The sequence below is a fragment of the Enterococcus sp. DIV1279b genome, assembly GCF_050531515.1.
Taxonomy (GTDB): domain Bacteria; phylum Bacillota; class Bacilli; order Lactobacillales; family Enterococcaceae; genus Enterococcus_D; species Enterococcus_D casseliflavus.
Window position 1 is genome coordinate 2,583,046 of record NZ_CP172891.1, and the last position, 17,451, is coordinate 2,600,496.

A 17,451-nucleotide genomic window follows, 5' to 3' on the forward strand; every position below is an offset into this window, starting at 1 on the left:
GTCTGTATCCTTGAAAGTAAAGAAATACTTAATTCCGCGTCATGACAAGGAATTCATTTGACACGTCTTTCACAGCCTAGTAAAATGTACTGTGATGTAAAATCGTAATTTACCGGTTATACTGGAAAAAGAGAGGACGATTCCTTTGAAAAAAAATAAAGTATCCACCTTTGTGAATACAAGAATGGGCTTTTTTTTCCTATTAGCCCTATTATTTTGGCTAAAAAATATCTTTGCCTATATGGTGGACTTCCACCTAGGTATTGAAAGCAGCATTCAGTACTTCATCTTATTCATCAATCCGATCGCAACGACTTTGTTGCTGCTGTCGATCGCATTGTACGTAAGAAGAACCAAAGCAGCTTATATCACGATGCTTGTGATCTATTTCTTGATGACTCTGCTGTTGTTCTCTAATGTTTCGTACTATCGAGAATTCACTGACTTTATCACCATCAACACGATGCTCGGTGTAGGAAAAGTAGCAAGTGGTCTAGGAGAAAGCGCAATTCGCTTGTTCCGTCCCTACGATGTGTTGTACTTCATTGACTTTATCGTGCTGATTGCAGCCTTTTCAATGAAAAAAATCAAAATGGACACTCGTCCTGTGCGGGCACGGATGGCTTTTGCGATCTCAACCTTAGCTGTCATGGTCTTTTCTGCCAATCTTTTCTTAGCAGAAGCGGATCGTCCTGAACTGCTTACTCGAACGTTTTCTCGTGACTATTTAGTGAAATACCTTGGGATCAACGCCTTTACGGTTTATGATGGCGTGCAAACCTATCAAGCTTCGCAAGTACGTGCCGAAGCAAGTCCCAACGACATGAACGAAGTAGAAAGCTATGTCAGAGAACATTACGCGGAACCGAATGATGATCTGTTCGGTATCGCAAAAGGCAAGAACGTCATTTATATTCACTTAGAAAGTGTTCAGCAATTCTTGATCGATTATAAATTAAAAGATGAAAATGGTGTTGAACATGAAGTCATGCCATTTATCAATAGTTTGTATCATAGCGATAGTACCTTTAGTTTCGATAACTTCTTCCATCAAGTAAAAGCTGGGAAGACCAGTGATGCGGAAACGTTATTCGAAAATTCCTTGTTCGGATTGAATCAGGGGGCATTATTCACTCAACTGGGTGGGAAAAATACCTTTGAGGCAGCGCCAGATATTTTAGGTCAAACCCAAGGCTATACCAGTGCGGTTTTCCACGGAAATACGGGTACCTTCTGGAACCGAAATGAAACCTACAAACGGTTTGGCTATGATTATTTCTTCGACGCATCGTATTATGATGTCAATGATGAAAATTCATTCCAATACGGTTTACATGACAAACCGTTCTTTGAACAATCGGTACAATACTTAGAACGTCTGCAACAACCGTTCTATTCAAAATTCATTGCAGTTTCTAACCACTACCCATATTCTGAATTTACCAATGAAGAAGGCGGCTTCCCGCTAGCGAACACTTCGGATCAAACGATCAATGGGTATTTCGCAACCGCGAATTATTTAGATAAAGCCGTAGAAGAGTTCTTTAATTACTTGAAAGAAAGCGGCTTGTACGAAAACTCAGTCATCGTTTTATATGGTGACCATTACGGAATTTCCAATTCTCGGAACCGCAACTTAGCAGAATTGCTTGGAAAAACAAGTTCGACTTGGACAAACTTTGACAATGCTTCATTGCAACGTGTCCCTTATATGATCCATATTCCAGGACAATCAAACGGCGGCATCAATCATACGTATGGTGGCCAAGTTGATGCATTGCCAACCCTCTTGCACTTACTCGGTGTAGATACATCGAACTATATTCAATTGGGACAAGATTTATTCTCTGATCAAAATGAACAACTGGTTGCCTTCCGCGATGGCGACTTTGTGACACCAGACTACACTTACTATAGCAGTACATTGTATGACAATCGTACCGGCATGCCGATCAACGATCCATCCGATGAACTGCAAGCGAAAGTCGATGAGTGGAAAGCCAAAGTTGACAAACAGCTGTCGGTTTCTGATCAGATCAACAATGGTGATCTCTTACGTTTCTATGCGAAGAGCGGTTTAGAAGAAGTCGATCCTTCGACCTATAATTACAAAGACGCCCTTCAGCAAATGATGGATATCGAAAAGAATCTAGGCAGTGATTCAACCAGCGCCTTTTCTCAAAACGGCAATCAATCGACCGTCGATCTGTACCAAACAAAAACCTTCCAAGAATACCAGCAGATGACGGAACAAGATAGCGGAGAATAACCTATAAGTACTACAAGATCGATCCAGCAAGGCGGATGCTTTGCTGGATTTTTTTCGGCTGTTTTGTTCGTAAAAACCCGATTTTTTCTATTGCTTTTTTAGCTTCGATATTTTACTACAAGAACTTCATACTTTATTCAAACTCCCCTTTTATACTATGAAATAGGATGAGGTGAACTAGATGAAAACTATACATTTTGCGATTGCCAGCATATTTTATCATAAAAAAGCCATGGTGCTTTATACGCTTGTATCCTTCTTTGCCGTGATTGGCTTGATCGTGACCTTCGCTTTGATCTACTCAATGGATCAAGTAATCGCTCAAACCAGAGATCTCTTAACAACAGAAGATTTGCAAACGAAAGTAGCGGAAGAGATCCAACCAGTCACGACGATCTATCATCAACTGTTCTATTTGATTTTTAGCGCCTTTACACTGGTCTTTATCGGCTTTCAAGTTTATTACCAATTATCGAAACGCTCAGAATACACTGCCTGGTTAGCAAGTGGTGCCACCACCAGACAATGGGTGGCGATGCAGTTGCTTGAAATGCTCTTGCCGCTTTTAGCAGCTGCCGTGATCGCCTTTGTGTTGTTGCTGCTCTTCCAGCCTTATTTCCAGCGAGAATTGCTTAGCGGGCATATCATCGCTCTTGATCGTGAGCGTGCTTCGGATCACTTTTGGGAGGCTGTTCAAAGTCTTCCCGGTCAAGAATTCGCCATTACGATCCCACAAAACAGTCAAATTCTTGTCCAAAATGTTGACTTGAACAGCACCACCTGGCTGGCTATTTTATTTGAAAGTACGCGCCACACACTTATCGTATTGATTGCCGCGGTTACCAGCTTTACTGGTCTGATTGCTAGCGGACATAGTCTGTATTGGAGGAAAAAACAATGGAAAAACCAACTCAGCTAACGAAATCAATTGGTTTCTTTTATGTTGCGAAAGACAATGAAACAAAAACATCTGAATTAAGTTTGCTGCTTTCACAAAAAAAAGCAATCTTGATTCGCGCACAGTGGCCCTCCGTCCCCTTTTTATCGGTCATGGACAATGTATCTCTTGCAAATAAAAAGGGGGGCGATTTAGAGGATGTGCTGCCTTATGTACAGCTTCCCTTATCGGCTTTGAAAAAAAATCGAACAGAGTTAACGCCCTTTGAGGAGCTCAAAATTCAACTGCTCTTAGCTTTACTTTCAGAAAGAGAAACCCTTTTAATCGAAAATGTCTTGAGCACATTAACAACGAACGAGGTTCAAACCCTGCTGCCCTTGTGTCAAGAAATCGCCGAACAATTTGCTGTTGCCATCTATTTGATTCATGAAGACGAATGCTTTGCCCATACCCCTTATACTACTTATCTGTAGTTTACATAGCCCCCGAACAAGAAGGCTTGCTTGCAAAAGCAGGTCTTTTTGTTTGGACTGCTGCCAATGAACCGCAAAAAAATCGACCGGCTAAGCGAATTGCTGCCGGTCGATTGCTATTCTTCATTTAAGTCGATATCAGGAAAAGAGATTTTAAACGTCGTGCCTTTGCCAAGTTCACTTTCTACACTGATCTTTCCTTTGTGCAGGCGTACGAGCTGTTCAACGATCGATAGGCCCAAACCTGATTCACCAAATTGACGGTTTTTACGGGAAGGATCGACTTTGTAATAACGATCCCAAATATTCTTGACTTGTTCTTCAGACATGCCGATTCCCGTATCACTGATTTCGATGATCGTTTCCAAGTAGCCTTTTTCGATTCGAACCCGAATTTCTCCATCTTCCGTAAACTGGATCGCATTTTGTAAAATATTGACTATGATTTGGACGAAACGATCGTAGTCGGCATAGACGTCAATTGGCTCTGTTGTTTCTAAAATCAACACATCTTTGGCGATTTCTGCCTTGCTCTCAAGTTGCGTCAGCAGATTTTTAATGGTTTGCGTTGCATCGAATTTTTTGATGACCATCGAGATTTGATTGGTTCGGATTTTTTCGTAGTCAAGGTTTTCGTTGACTAATCGAATCAAGCGATTGGTTTCATTTTTCATCAAACGGATCGCATTGTCCTTTTGATTTTCAGGAATCGCGTTGTACTCCAACCCTTCCAATAAGCCATTGATGGTCGTCAAAGGCGTACGCATCTCATGCGAAGCGTCTGCCATAAATTGTCGACGACGTTCTTCTTGTCGTTCAATTTCCTCTTGCGACTCTTTTAAGGATTTCGTCATTAAATTAAAATCTTCGGCTAACTCATCAAATTCATCCCGATTATGCACTGGCAAGAAGATATCAAAATTGCCATTGGTGATCTCCTTGGTTGCTCGTTTCATGCGATTGATCCGCCTTACTTGGAACGTAGCAAATAGGTAACTGATCAATAAGGAAACGACGATCGAGATCAAACATACTTTAAACAAGTTTTGGTTAAAAGCACTGACAAGATTCAAGATGCTGCTTGCCGATTGCGAAACCACCATCACCCCGTAAAAATCCGTTCGGTTGACAGAAAAAGGAATCAAAACATAGGAAGTCAGTTCTTTTCCCCCATATAGATTCGTAGGCGACGTCAGTTGCAGACGCGCCCCGTTTTCTAAGGATTGCCAGTCTTTTTCAGAAATTGGAAAATCTACCGCACGAGTCGTATCTAATGGATAAATGATGTCATCGGGGCTTTTAAAGAAAGCAAAAGAAATGTCTTGGTTGCTCAAAATATTTTCAGCCAAATGCAGAGAATATTGCAGATAGCCATCTCGCGTCATATTTTGCTGCAAATATTCTGAATCGCTGATTTGCGAAATCGTCGCGACCGACGAAGCATACCCCATTAACTGCTCATAATTTCGTTCTTGTAATGTTTGGCGCGTCATTTGTGTAAACGCAATACCAATCGTCATCAAAATCACGAAGATCACAACAAAAAACGCAATCAGCTGTTGATACAAGTAGCGCATTAAGCAGCACCTGCATCGTCAAATTTATACCCCACACCCCAGACGGTTTGAATGATCTGAGGTCCCACTTTTTCTATTTTTTGTCTTAGTTTTTTGATGTGCGCATCAACCGTCCGTTCATCACCAAAATATTGGTAATCCCAAACTAGTTCTAACAATTGCTCTCGTGAAAAGACTTGCCGCGGTTTTTTCGCTAACGTATAAAGCAAATCAAATTCCTTCGGCGTCAACCCATCGATGGGTTTGCCATTTAAATAGGCTTCCCGTGTTTTTGTGTTCATTTTGAAATGATCGGTCACAACATCAAAAGTTGCATCGGAAGCTTCAGGCGTTGTTTTTTCAACCAACTCACTGCGGCGGTGTAAGGCTTTGATCCGCGCGATCAAGGTCAGTGGACTAAAAGGTTTCGTCACATAGTCATCTGCCCCCATCTCCAACCCGATGACTTGATCGCTTTCTGAATCACGGGCCGTCAACATAATAATAGGTACTGTACTGGAGATTTTGCGAATTTCGCGCGCCACCATCATGCCATCCATGGAAGGAAGGTTCAAGTCAAGGGTGATCATGTCCCATTTGTCTGGTTCAGCAGCAAAGGCTTCCAGTCCTTCTTTGCCGTCGTACTTAAAAGCCGCTTCCCATCCTTCATTCAAGAAAAACATTTGCATCATTTCAGAAACAGATTCGTTGTCTTCAATCATTAATATATTCATTTTCTTCACCTCTATGTTCTTTATCAAATCGTTGCAGATTCTCTTCGATCAGGCCAAAGATCGGCACGATGAACCAAGGGATCGCGATCATTTCAACTAGGAAAAAATTGGTCCATTCTTGCCATTTCAAGACAAACCCAATGACCGCCATGATTCCGCCAAAAAGCAGAAAATAACGGGCGCATAGTTTCTGAGCATGCCGCCAGTTGCGTTCATTTTGTTTTGCTAAATAGGAACGGTAGCCATAAATAAGGTTCATTTTTTTTGATGGAAAAAGAAAAAAAGTGAGACCAATCAAGAAAAAAATGATGCCAATTACTAAAAAAATCATCGTTTCACTCCATTCTTCCTATAGTATACTCGAATTTCTTTCTTCTACCAACAACTTCACCGATTATTCATAAAGGTTTGCCTTTTTTTCAATCTTTGATAAGATTGTGAGTGGACTATGACTATAAACCTTAGGAGTAAGATACATGACCTATAAAGCATTAACTTTTTTTGATCTTGACGGTACGCTTTTAGATGAACACTCGCAAATCACATCCGAAATCGCTGAAGCGATGGCGATGTTGCGAAAAAACCAAGTACTGCCGATCATTGCAACAGGAAGAACCGAACCTGAAGTTACCGCCATTCGTGAAGCAGCTGGGATCACCTCGAACATCGTCATGAACGGCGCCTTTATCCGTATTGACGGCAAAGAAGTTTTTTCCGATACCCTTGAACCTGAACTTTGCGCACGGATGTTCCAAGCAGTCAAAGACAATGGCGATGAACTGTGCTATTACAATGAGAAAGGCTATTGGGCGACTGGACATACCGCGGAAATGATTGGTGCGTACAACTATGTCCGCAGCCCTTTACCAGAAATCGATCCTCTGCATTATGAAACAGATCGGACCAATATGTTGTTGGTTTTAGGTGTCGGCAACGATGCTTATTATCATGAGCGTTTTCCAGAATTAACTTTTTATCGTAATACCCCCTTTTCCATCGATGTCGTAAAATCTGGCACCTCTAAAGGGACGGGCGTAAAAACCTTGGTAGAATTGTTGGGTCTAGAAGATGTACCTACCTTCGGCTTTGGTGACGGCAGCAACGACTTCGCTCTTTTAGAAGCCTGCGACCACAAAATTGCAATGGGAAATGGAATTCAAGAGTTGAAAGAGTTGGCAGACTTCGTGACCCTGAAAAATACCGAAGGCGGGATCGTGCACGCCCTGAAACACTTTGACTTAATCTGATTCTTTGCATACAGGTAAAACTATGGTATACTAATGAATGGTAGCGATACCCCTTTTATCAAGGGGATGTTACGGATTCGACAGGCATAGTTGAGCCTGAATTGCGCTTCGTAGGTTACGTCTACGTTAAAACGTTACAGTTAAATATAACTGCTAAAAACGAAAACTCTTACGCTTTAGCTGCCTAAAAACAGTTAGCGTAGATCCTCTCGGCATCGCCCATGTGCTCGAGTAAGGGTCCTATTCTAAGTGGGATACGTTTTATCTTTCCGTCTGTAAGATAAAAAAGAGAGCATCAGACTAGCGATACAGACTGCCTGTCACTCGGCAAGCTGTAAAGCGAACCTTCAAATGAGTTGACTATGAGCGTAGATTTTTAGGTAGCAATATGTTTGGACGCGGGTTCGACTCCCGCCATCTCCATAAAGAAAAATCGATTAGATTTTTGTAGTTTTTCCTAAGTGTTCAAAGCCTTGATTTAAAGAGGTTTTGAACACTTTTTTTGTATTTTCAGTTCCACAATGTTTTTCGTAGTTTTCTTGTTTGGTAGTCAAATGGTGGTTAATTATCAGCTTTAAACCGATGTGCTATTCCTCGCTTTTCTTAGATTGTATTTCTTATACCGATTGAACCTACATTAATTGTTCAAGTGAAGTCAGATGCTTTTTTTAAGCAATCAATGCTCTTCAATGGCGTACCTTTTCACCAAATTGTATACGAATCTCTTTTTTGCGAGTTTTTCTTGGGCTGATTTTTTTACTCTATGTTTGATTTAAGGCTTTTTACTCCTTAGTATCTTTAGACACACTTTTTTTCACTCCTGTTTTGCGTTATCAACGGCTTTCTTTGCTTCTACAATAGTTATTTTCCCTGCCTCATCGCATGAAATTTTTTGAAGATGTTTCTTATCATCAAAGCTTGATGTAAGTTTCATAATCTGCTTGATCATCAACAATCTATGATAGTTCGTTGCTGGCTTGATCTGACTCTGCCTCAGCAAAAAAAGTGCTAATTAAAGTGTTTTCGATTTCTCTACAATTTCCTTTACTCGTTCACAAAAACTATCTGGATTCATTCCAGGTTCCATTTTCTCAGCCTCATCAGGAAGTAAATCATTCAGGTACAATGTAGCTTCTTTGTTTTCGGTATACATTTCCTCGTAGTGATCGACTAAATAATGTTCCAAATCTATGGAAAACATAAAAAAATTAATTTCTTCGGAAAGTCCTTTTTCAATAAAGTTGAAAAATTTATCCATTTATCACACCTCCTTGACTAAAGTTTATCAAAATATTACAGAGCGTTCTTTACCTTCTCCTTGAATCTTGTAAGGTCTTCGTAAAATTTAGCATGTTCCTTCTTCTCTTTATGATCCTCAGTATCAATTTTTCTTCCAATCAAACAATTAGTGATTTATATTCCATTCCTCTGTCCACCATAATTTTATGTACAATAATAGTACTCAACCATTGATTTATGATTGAGTGCTATTTATCTTCTATTAACTCGATTGATTTCAAATCTGATTCAGCATAGATTGCGGATCCAATTGATATTTCTTCTTCTCCAGAAACAGAGGTATACCCATCAGTTTTAACCGCTTATTTTCTTCTGTATAGAATCTACCCGTCTGTTACGTCTCGCAGAAAGGACACAACGCTTAGAATCGTACGTGATCAAATGATAATCGCCTTCCCTTCTTTCTTATCCTTTGATATGATGATTGCATCAAACGAAGGACGTGATTAAATGAAACTGACCTTATTGGCACCCTCTTTTTCTGTCATCCAAGTAGAGCGTATTGATCCTTCGATACTGAAGATCGTTCCTCTATTTTTTGCCCATACGTCAGAAGAACTTTCTTTGGTGTTACCAACGGCAAAGGTTCCAGCTGAAACACTAAACAGAGAAGATGGATGGAAAGCGATGAAAATAATTGGTGTGCTGGATTTTAGCTTAATTGGCATTATTGCAAAAATCTCTTCCCTTCTAGCCGAGGAGTCAATCAGTATTTTTGCTGTTTCTACCTTCAATACTGATTATATTTTAATCAAGGAACATCAGGTAGAACAAGCTCGTACTGTTTTAACCGCCAATGATTATTCCTTTGTCAATTGAGAAAAACTTGTTCTTCCTTACGATAAGTTACTCTCGCTCGCTTTATGAAATACAAAAGAACGACTGAACCAAAGAAGTTCAGTCGTTCTTTTGTATTTCACTTGTCGTTTAACAAAGATAAGAGTACTGGGTATCCCAAATAAAAGACTTCCCCAAGCTTTCATTTGCCCCAGTACTCTTCATTGCTCGTTGTTAAGATAATCATAATACAAAAATGATTTTTATTCAATAACTATGCTTTAAAAATAAACAAAATGCTATTTTGTGACAATTTATAGGGGTTTCACTTCGTTTCTAGCTAATATTCCCTATATCTGTTTATATTCTAAATGGTTCCATGAAGCATCAGTTGATGAGATGCGATCCCTTCGATAGCGATCCTCCTTCTTTTAAAGTTTTGAATTTGAGGAAATTCAGCCTTGTCAATCTCGCCTTCCCATGCTACCATGGTTATGCAAACGTTAACATTAAAATGCACACGTGAACATTAATTTGAGGAGGATTTTTAATGGCAAAAATTACAGATGTACAAACAGCGTATTATCGGATACCTCTTCCAGAAATCATGGAAGATGCGAAGCACGGCTTACACACCCACTTTGAAGTGCCTATCGTCAAGATCGTTACTGATGATGGACGCGAAGGGGTCGGCTATACGTATACTGGTGGCTTCGGTGGCGAATCGATCGCCAAACTGATCGATAAAGAACTAAAAGCGATCCTTTCAGGGAAAGATCCAGCATGTGTGGAAGCCTTGTGGGATCAGATGAACTGGGGAATCCACTATGTTGCCAGAGGCGGTTTAGCAAGTTTCGCCATTGCGGCTTGTGATATCGCCTTGTGGGACTTACGTGCGAAAAAAGCACAAGAACCCCTCTACAAACTTTTAGGCGGCGCAAGCAACAAAGTCAAATGCTATGGTGGTGCGATTGATCTAAACTTTCCTCTTGAAAAACTCTTAGCCAATAATCAAAAATATTTAGACATGGGATTAAAAGCGGTCAAAATCAAATTGGGACAAAAAACACTTGCCGAAGATATTGCTCGAATAAAAGCGGTCAGAGAATTGATTGGTCCCGATGTTGTCTTTATGGTGGATGCCAACATGAGCTGGTCTGTTGAAAAAGCGATCAAAGCCGCCAAACTGATGGCGCCTTATGACATTTTGTTCCTTGAAGAACCAACGATCCCCGAAGATTACGAAGGCTACGCTCGTATCGCTAAAGAAGGACAAATTGCGGTTGCAGGCGGAGAAAACTTGCGCACCCCTATCGAATTTGCTCATATGATCAAATATGGCAATGTCGATTTTCCGCAACCCGACGCTTCCAATTGCGGTGGGATCACCGGCTGGTTGAAAATTGCTGCCTTAACACAAACAAGTAACTTATCTGTTTCTACACATGGCATGCAAGAATTGCACGTTAGTCTACTGGCAGCGATGCCTAATGCTGGGTATCTCGAAATGCACAGTTTCCCAATCGATCAATACACCACGAGACCGTTAGTGATCGATCCATCCGATGGCTGTGCGATTGCCCCAGAAGAACCAGGGATTGGCGTCACCTTTGACTGGGAGAAACTTGCTCCTCATAAACAACCCTTTTAACTGAAAACCCACGCTGATTTCCTTTAGGATGAGGAAATCAGCGTGGGTTTTTATTACAGAATCAATGGTTTTTCTTCAAATGGAAGCCACCGTTCATCAATCAGGGAACGATACCAAGCGGCTGATTTTTTTAATGACCGAGTCCGTTCTTCATTTAGCTCGATTCGTACGAGACCATAGCGGTTTTTGAACGCATTCATAGGTGAAACGCAATCGGTAAATGCCCAAAGCATATAGCCTTCGCAGTTGGCGCCTTCCTCGACGGCTTTTAGCAGCCAGTAAAGATGTTCGGTAATAAACTGAATCCGATAATCATCTTGGACTTGACCTGTGGCATCCAAATACTGTTCTTCATTTTCCCGCCCCATACCATTTTCAGTGATCAGCCATGGAATATTGCCATAATTTTCTTTAAGATAATTAGCCATATCGTACATGACCTTCGGATAGATTTCCCAGCCACGGGAGTTATTCATTTGTTTTCCTGGCAAATCAAAGGTCTCATAAAACATTTCTGGATGAAATGGTGTATCCGAATGCCATTGATATCGTGGTGCCCGCACGCGTTTCGGGTAGTACTGATTGACCCCTAAGAAATCCACCGTATGGGTGCGGATCGTTTCCAAATCTTCTTCTGTCGGATCAAAGTAGATGTCATAGGTTTGGCAAAGTGTGATAAGTTCATTTGGATAATGCCCCTTGACCATTGGATCAAAAAAGATTCGGTTGAAAAAAAGATCGTACATTTTTTGTGCGTTTTGATCCTCCGGTGAGGAAGAGCGTGCGTAAACCATTTCTGGATTCAGTACACAACCGATGCGCCCCTCGTAGCCTTTTTCATGATAGACAGCCACCGCTTGGGCGGATGCCAATACTTTGTGATAGTTCCAAAGCATCCATTTTTTTGTGTTTTGCTCATGGGGCCAACGTATCGCATCGAGATAGCAACGAGTCTGAATAACGATCGGCTCATTGAAGGTGAACCACTGTTTGACTCGATCACCGTAACGCTCGAAGGCGATTTCGGCATAACGAGTATATAGATCGACCACTTTACGCGAGCTCCAGCCATCATAGGCATCCATCAAACTAGCTGGCAGTTCATAATGTTCCAAACAAAGCATCGGTTCGACCCCAGCCGCAAGCAATTGGTCGATAAGCTGATCGATATGAGCAGCATAATCCTCATCAACGATCAGCTGTTCATGGTCGGTAAAGAAGCGCGCCCAGTTGATCGATGTTCGGTAATGGGTCAAATGAACCTCCTGCATCAGTTCAACATCCTCTGAAAACTTTTCCATAAAATTCGTTGCAACAGCCGGCCCGTAGCCATTATGCCAGACAAAGCGTTCTTCTTTGTACCAGCGGTCGAGATACGAATCTTGCCCTTCTTTCTTTCCTTGCCAGCCTTCTGTCTGCCAAGCAGACGAAGCAGCCCCTAAAATAAATGTTTCAGGTATTTTTACCATTTTTCAAAACTCCTTTATGCAACTTCATTGGTCGTACGATTCATTACCAAAACAAAAGGTAGATAGATCAAAATCGCCACGACAATACAGATAACTTGCGTGATCACAGCCCCGATATCCCCAGCAGTAGCTAGATAAGCATTGACGATCGGTGGCATCGGCCATGGGACCATTACCACCGCTTTAGCGGCAAAGCCTAGACTTGTCGCCACGTACCCAATCGTTCCTGTTACTAACGGTGTCAGGATAAAGGGAATCGCCAAAATGGGATTCAGCATAATTGGCATGCCGAAGATCACTGGCTCATTGATATTGAAAATCCCAGGTGCTAATGACAATTTAGTGATTTGGCGCATGTCCTCTCGTTTACCGACGATCAAAATCGCAATCAGCAAACCAATCGTCACGCCAGAGCCACCCATACTCATATACATATCCCAAAACGGCATCGTAATGATATTGGGTACTTCTTTTCCAGCTTCAAAAGCTTCCGTGTTGACGGCGATCGCTGCCAGCAACAATGGTTCTCGAATGGGTTTGACCATCTGGTTCCCATGAATCCCGATGACCCAAAAGACTTGTGCGATAAACATCAACAACAAGATGCCTGGTAAGCCTTGGACGATTCCTTCCAGTGGTCGTTGGACGACATTGTAGATGATATCGTAGGCATACATCCCTGTGAGTGCTTTGATAGCAAAACCAGCGGTGGCGATGATGGTCACGGTGAAAATCGTTGGAAACAATGCCGAAAAACTTGCCGAAACATTCCCTGGAACACTATCAGGCATCGTGATCTGCAGCCGTTTTTGTCTTCCTAACCACGCATAAAGCTCGATGGAAACGATCGCAACGAACATGCCTAAAAATAGGCCTTTCGTGTCAGTATATTGCTTAGCCAGCACGTTTTCGGCAACCACCGTCGCATCTTCGTGCAAAAATTCAAAGATCATTGGATTAACAGAAAGATAAGACATCACTGCGATGATTCCTGGAAAGACCCCAGAAATCTTATTTAATTTTGCTAGCTCAATCCCAATCAGAAACACTGCATAGATCGTTAAGAAACTCAACGTCACATAACTGACCGCAGATGAGATCGGTTTTAAACTTTCTAAAAAGCGCAGTGCCTCGATTTGTGCCAATCCATTTTCAGCATCAAAAACCATTGCTGAAAATAATGTACCAAACGCCCCTGTAATGATTACTGGAATCAAAGCAGCAAAAGCATTTTTAATGACCATGATGTAGCGTAAATTGTTGATCCTATTGGCAAACTTTCCTAAAACGTCAGCGAGTCGATCCATAAATCCTTGCATAAAACTCCCTCCTATACCCCTATTCTTCAATTGTTAGAAAACGATTACATTACAAATGTAATTCATTTCCTGAAGAATGTAAACGCAGGAAAAGCCTTCAAAACAGGGTATGTAAAGCTCCAAGTTTACATACTTCGTTTTATCACTTATTATTATTTTGAGGTGAAGCAAATGGCGAACTACCATGACATCGCTGCCGATTTACGGAGCAAAATCAATCACGGGTTTTACGAAGAAGAGAAAAAATTGCCGAAGCAATCCGAACTGGCTGCGGATTATCAAACGAGCCGCGTGACGATTCAAAAAGCATTGAATATTTTACAAATGGAAGGCATTATTTACGGTAAAAAAGGCACGGGTACGTTTATCAGTGATTCCTATTCAACCTTCGATTACAACGCCAAGATCAATCGTGGGCTGACCAAGCGCCTTGGAGAGACAGGAAAAATCACCAGCAAGATCATTTCTTTTGCCATTCTTTTTCCCGATGAGAAAGAACAAGAAAAACTAAAAATTCGCAGTGACCAGCAAATTTATGATATCGTTCGTCTGCGTCTATTTGACGATATACCCGTGGTTTTAGAATATACCATCATGCCGCTTCATGTCATTCCTGGCATTACCGAAGAAGTCTTATCCTCTTCCGTCTATAGCTACATCACGAACCAACTCCACTCCTCGATTGGAACATCTGTCCGTCGTATCAAAGCGGATCGTGCAGACACCTATGACCAGCAATACTTAGCTTGTGCTGCCACCGATCCCATTTTAGAAGTTGAGCAAACGGTTTACCTCGGCGATGGGACGCCTTTTGAATTTTCCCAATCACGGCACCGCTATGATATGGGGGATTTTATTGTTGTAAATAATTAATACGCTGCGGATCGAGTGCCTCTGAGTGAGGATCGATACGCAGCGCATTTTACTTAAAAATATTGCTGATAAACTGTTTGACCAATTTCTCTTAGCCAACTGATCCCTTGACCACTACCGGTTTTATCATAGGAAAACGCCGCAATGATGACCGTCGTTTCATTGGCTTGTAAATACGCTACATCGTGTTCGATGCGGTCAAGACGGCCTGTCTTATTAAAAATGCGGCAAGCAGGCTGCGCAGTTTCCGCAAAATTTCCCGCTAATCCTTCTTGAAATTGCTGCTGATTTAAAGGTGAAAATCCTAGTGCAGCTTCTTCTCGTTTAACACACCTTAGTAGTAGTTTGGCAGCCGCCGAGGGGGTCAAGCGGTTCTCTTTGTCTTTGATCGGTCGCATCATATACCGTTCAAATTGAATCTCTGGCTCCTGAATCCAGGCCTGAAGCGTGGGCAACCCTACTAAGTCCAATAGTACATTGGTCGCAGTATTATCAGATACGGCGATCATCGCCGTGAGAAGCTCACTGATGGTCCAACCTTTCTTCTGAGGAAAAAGACGGATCACCCCAGCACCCCCTGTCAGATCAACGGCGTTCACACCGATCAGCTGTTGCGGATCGATTTTTTCTTCGATAATCTGTTCAAGATAATAGGCATACAAAACAAGCTTACTGATACTCGCTGCCGAAAACGACTTTTGACTCTGATAGTCAATGAGACATTCCGTTGGCGTACCGATCCATAAACCCATTTCCAAGGTTGTCTGATAGTTTTTTAGAATAGGCTTAATTGCTACACGCAAGTCATCTTTTCCCATCAAATGCCCCTTTCCTTACGTTCATGAAAAGAATGTTCATGAGCATTCCTGTGATTCATTCGGCTGGTTTTGCCAATAACGCGCCACAACTGCGAGCTCTGGTTCATAATTAGAGCCAGTGATTTTGGTTTTCATGACCCGCGATCCGGGTGTTCTTGAATGAATCATTTCATCATCTCCCAAGTACAGCCCAACATGATGGACTTCGCCTTTTCCTTCTTCATAAGCAAACAGCAGCAGGTCCCCTGGTTGTGCCTGACTGTAAGGTACGGTGTTTGCTTGTTGTGCTTGCTCGATCGTATCACGGGGGATCAAAATACCATGAAGTCGATGCAGCGAATACATGAATCCAGAACAATCAAAGCCACTGCCGCTAATGCCTGCCCAGACATAGGGCTGGTTTATAAATTGTTCGGCTAAAGCAACCATTTTTTCTGGGAGCTTTGCCCATGTATCCGATAGGTCGTGTGCAAAAGCTTTAGCAATCGTTGCTAGTCCATTAGGCGTAGCCACTTGATAGGAATCTGCGGTTTCCCCAACAAGTGGTAAAACTGTTCCAAAAGAAACGAGTCGTGTGGTCGAGTCAAAAACAAGCACGGCTTCTTTTGCAATCACACCAATCCTTCTTTTAGCTGTTGCATAATCTGGTGGCAATGGCTTCAATACCTCGTTCGGCAGATAACCGGGATACCCGAGTGGGTGTTTATTGCTTATTTGATCCAAGACGATCACATGTGACCAACCATCCGTTTGGGCGATGACTTCTACTATCGTCCCATATAATACTTCGGAGTCCACTAAGCTTTCCTGGTAAAGCCGCATCGTATCTTCATCAGTCAAAAAAGTGTGCAGCGCTTCTAAAGGAAATGCTTTGATTTTTGCTAGTACTTTGTTTTCTTTGGGTTCCTTCCATAAGAAGGAAGAGCCAGCCTGAACAATTTGTTTCATCTTTGCTCCTCTCATAACTGTTTATTCGTTGATTCCTAGCCCGATGCGTTCGGTGACGCTCAAGCTTCCTGGACGCTGAAGAATCCCTTGTGTTTCAGGGGAAGTCGTTTGGGTCTCCCACATAAAAGGAACATCCAGATCATAAAATTGGACATCAGACATCCCCAAAGCAAAATGGGCGGCTGCCGCCATTCCCCCATACCCTTCAATCATCGAACCGACCATCACCGGCACTTGATGCTCTTTTGCCAAGTGATAAATTTTTTGTCCCTCTTTGATCCCGCCGCTTTTCATCAATTTAATGTTCAAATAATTGCAGCAGTTTTCAGCAATCAAACGCTTGGCATCCTCATAGGAAAAAAGACTTTCATCGGCCATGATTGGAATCGTCGTACGAGCAGTCACATAGCTGAGTCCAGCAAAATCATGGGCTTTTACTGGCTGTTCAACAAACTCGATCGGAATGTCTTGCCATTGGTCTAAAATCTGCACCGCTTCTTCTTTGGTCCAGCCTTGATTCGCATCGATTCGAAAGGGGATCTTTCCTGCCAAGCGTTCATTGATGCGGCGAATTTTCGCAACTTCCTCTTCGATCGTTCCTGCCCCTAGTTTGATTTTCAAGGAGCGAAATCCCGCCTGGACTTTCGCTTGGGCATCATGCAGCATCTGCTCCTGTGAGCCAACACTGATCGTATAGTCGGTTGTCAGTGTATTGGCAGAACCACCTAAATAGCGATAAAGAGGCAAGTTTGCCGCTTTTGCCAGTGCATCATGCATCGCGATATCAATCGCCGCTTTTGGGCTCGTATGATGCTGGATCAACGCATGAAGCTCATCCATTACTAGCAATTGGGCATCTACCTTTTTGCCTAACAGGAACGGGGCAAAGACCGTTTCGATATCTTTTAAAATACTTTCTTTTGTATCACCGGTGATCACTTCGGTAGGTGCTGCTTCTCCGATGCCAACGATCCCATTATCAAAAAAAAGCAGCACTCGAATCACTTCGACGGCGTGCACCTCTCTGAGGGCCGTTTTAAACGGTGCATTCAGCTGGATCGGAATTCGTTTGGTTTCAACTGCTGTGATTTTCATTGGTGTTCCTCCCAAAAAGAAAAAC

16 protein-coding genes and 1 other RNA gene are annotated in these 17,451 nt (G+C 42.1%); 8 read left to right on the forward strand and 9 right to left on the reverse strand.

Annotated elements, in window-relative coordinates; all coding sequences use genetic code 11:
• Positions 1-184 precede the first annotated feature (184 nt).
• The 3 genes from IGI71_RS12225 to IGI71_RS12235 all read left to right on the forward strand — a co-directional run bounded on the left by IGI71_RS12225 (position 185) and on the right by IGI71_RS12235 (position 3,640).
• Positions 185-2,269: an LTA synthase family protein gene (locus IGI71_RS12225; RefSeq protein WP_050979041.1), complete on the forward strand. Its 2,085-nt coding sequence runs from the start codon at positions 185-187 to the stop codon at positions 2,267-2,269.
• A 181-nt stretch (positions 2,270-2,450) separates the two neighbouring features.
• Positions 2,451-3,188 (forward strand): hypothetical protein, encoded by a 738-nt coding sequence (locus tag IGI71_RS12230; protein ID WP_128489347.1) that lies wholly within the window; start codon positions 2,451-2,453, stop codon positions 3,186-3,188.
• Positions 3,167-3,640 carry a hypothetical protein gene (locus IGI71_RS12235; RefSeq protein ID WP_231435081.1) on the forward strand — a complete coding sequence of 158 codons (474 nt, stop codon included), beginning with the start codon at positions 3,167-3,169 and terminating at the stop codon, positions 3,638-3,640. Before IGI71_RS12230 ends, IGI71_RS12235 begins: the two co-directional genes overlap by 22 nt.
• A gap of 116 nt (positions 3,641-3,756) precedes the next feature.
• Here IGI71_RS12235 and IGI71_RS12240 read toward each other — a convergent pair whose 3' ends face one another.
• Genes IGI71_RS12240 through IGI71_RS12250 form a run of 3 tightly spaced genes read right to left on the reverse strand, consistent with a single transcriptional unit; the run spans position 3,757 to position 6,261 of the window.
• A complete protein-coding gene (locus tag IGI71_RS12240) occupies positions 3,757-5,217 on the reverse strand; it encodes a sensor histidine kinase (protein ID WP_231435082.1) in 1,461 nt (486 codons plus the stop codon).
• Positions 5,217-5,930 (reverse strand): response regulator transcription factor, encoded by a 714-nt coding sequence (locus tag IGI71_RS12245; protein ID WP_010749704.1) that lies wholly within the window; start codon positions 5,928-5,930, stop codon positions 5,217-5,219. Before IGI71_RS12245 ends, IGI71_RS12240 begins: the two co-directional genes overlap by 1 nt.
• Positions 5,911-6,261 (reverse strand): SdpI family protein, encoded by a 351-nt coding sequence (locus IGI71_RS12250; protein ID WP_015510109.1) that lies wholly within the window; start codon positions 6,259-6,261, stop codon positions 5,911-5,913. Before IGI71_RS12250 ends, IGI71_RS12245 begins: the two co-directional genes overlap by 20 nt.
• A 145-nt stretch (positions 6,262-6,406) precedes the next feature.
• On the opposite strand from IGI71_RS12250, the gene IGI71_RS12255 reads away from it, so the two are divergent.
• Complete coding sequence (locus tag IGI71_RS12255) at positions 6,407-7,177, forward strand: Cof-type HAD-IIB family hydrolase (protein ID WP_081116485.1); 771 nt, start codon at positions 6,407-6,409, stop codon at positions 7,175-7,177.
• A 62-nt stretch (positions 7,178-7,239) separates the two neighbouring features.
• Positions 7,240-7,603: a transfer-messenger RNA gene (gene ssrA / locus IGI71_RS12260) on the forward strand.
• A gap of 586 nt (positions 7,604-8,189) precedes the next feature.
• Here ssrA and IGI71_RS12265 read toward each other — a convergent pair.
• The gene (locus IGI71_RS12265; protein ID WP_010749707.1) at positions 8,190-8,435 is read right to left on the reverse strand and encodes a hypothetical protein; all 246 of its coding nucleotides are present in this window, start codon (positions 8,433-8,435) and stop codon (positions 8,190-8,192) included.
• A gap of 491 nt (positions 8,436-8,926) precedes the next feature.
• Here IGI71_RS12265 and IGI71_RS12270 point away from each other — a divergent pair, with 491 nt between their 5' ends.
• Together IGI71_RS12270 and IGI71_RS12275 are read left to right on the forward strand one after the other, a co-directional pair.
• Positions 8,927-9,295 carry an ACT domain-containing protein gene (locus IGI71_RS12270; protein WP_010749708.1) on the forward strand — a complete coding sequence of 123 codons (369 nt, stop codon included), beginning with the start codon at positions 8,927-8,929 and terminating at the stop codon, positions 9,293-9,295.
• A gap of 508 nt (positions 9,296-9,803) precedes the next feature.
• Entirely contained in the window at positions 9,804-10,904 is a 1,101-nt protein-coding gene (locus IGI71_RS12275; RefSeq protein WP_231435083.1) for a mandelate racemase/muconate lactonizing enzyme family protein, read from the forward strand.
• 53 nt (positions 10,905-10,957) lie between these two features.
• Here the strand turns inward: IGI71_RS12275 and IGI71_RS12280 are convergent, their stop codons facing one another.
• Both IGI71_RS12280 and IGI71_RS12285 read right to left on the reverse strand, forming a co-directional pair.
• Positions 10,958-12,373, reverse strand: coding sequence for a glycoside hydrolase family 1 protein (locus IGI71_RS12280; RefSeq protein WP_231435084.1), 1,416 nt, complete (start codon positions 12,371-12,373; stop codon positions 10,958-10,960).
• Between the two features lie 14 nt (positions 12,374-12,387).
• Entirely contained in the window at positions 12,388-13,692 is a 1,305-nt protein-coding gene (locus tag IGI71_RS12285; RefSeq protein WP_015510115.1) for a PTS sugar transporter subunit IIC, read from the reverse strand.
• A 171-nt stretch (positions 13,693-13,863) separates the two neighbouring features.
• Here IGI71_RS12285 and IGI71_RS12290 point away from each other — a divergent pair, with 171 nt between their 5' ends.
• Positions 13,864-14,565: a GntR family transcriptional regulator gene (locus tag IGI71_RS12290; protein WP_074536019.1), complete on the forward strand. Its 702-nt coding sequence runs from the start codon at positions 13,864-13,866 to the stop codon at positions 14,563-14,565.
• 53 nt (positions 14,566-14,618) lie between these two features.
• On the opposite strand, the gene IGI71_RS12295 is transcribed toward IGI71_RS12290, so the two are convergent.
• Genes IGI71_RS12295 through IGI71_RS12305 form a run of 3 tightly spaced genes read right to left on the reverse strand, consistent with a single transcriptional unit; the run spans position 14,619 to position 17,426 of the window.
• The gene (locus IGI71_RS12295; protein ID WP_231435085.1) at positions 14,619-15,383 is read right to left on the reverse strand and encodes a serine hydrolase; all 765 of its coding nucleotides are present in this window, start codon (positions 15,381-15,383) and stop codon (positions 14,619-14,621) included.
• 36 nt (positions 15,384-15,419) lie between these two features.
• Positions 15,420-16,331: a C40 family peptidase gene (locus tag IGI71_RS12300; protein WP_231435086.1), complete on the reverse strand. Its 912-nt coding sequence runs from the start codon at positions 16,329-16,331 to the stop codon at positions 15,420-15,422.
• Between the two features lie 21 nt (positions 16,332-16,352).
• The gene (locus IGI71_RS12305; RefSeq protein WP_231435087.1) at positions 16,353-17,426 is read right to left on the reverse strand and encodes a dipeptide epimerase; all 1,074 of its coding nucleotides are present in this window, start codon (positions 17,424-17,426) and stop codon (positions 16,353-16,355) included.
• Positions 17,427-17,451: the final 25 nt, after the last annotated feature.